Consider the following 395-nt stretch of genomic DNA (forward strand, 5'->3'; position numbering starts at 1 on the left):
GGTGAAGACATGAGCAGCAGACTGCCACCCGTTCCAGACGAAAACCGCAGCCCGAAAGGGACCGGTTCGTCGCCAGAACAGCCAGCTAATCTGAAATCTCCGAACGATCAGACCGACAATCCCGATAAGATGGCGCAGCATGGCAACAGCAAGGTCAACGCGACCCATCAGGGGTATCAGCAGGACCGATAGACCTTCGCGCCACGTGCTACCAGCGTGCGAGAGAGGCGATGCAAAAACAGGGGGCTGTAATGACCACACCATTGGGGCGCGTGAGAGGATTGGGATCGGCGAAGGGGGGGACCAGAACATATGTTCTGAAACAGGCCTCGGGTATTACTCTGGGAATTTTGACCCCTTACATGATCGGGGTCGGGATTTACTTGTTCGGGCGC

The 395-nt window shown here is 56.7% G+C and carries 1 protein-coding gene; it reads left to right on the top strand.

Going from position 1 to position 395, the window contains the following annotated elements; genetic code table 11:
* Nucleotides 1-192, top strand: a 192-nt coding sequence (locus tag SB772_RS39275; RefSeq protein WP_410838425.1) for a hypothetical protein, incomplete at its 5' end; no start/stop codon positions are given.
* Nucleotides 193-395: the final 203 nt, after the last annotated feature.

Origin of the sequence: Paraburkholderia sp. SIMBA_030 (assembly GCF_046535245.1) — a bacterium.
Lineage (GTDB): Bacteria > Pseudomonadota > Gammaproteobacteria > Burkholderiales > Burkholderiaceae > Paraburkholderia.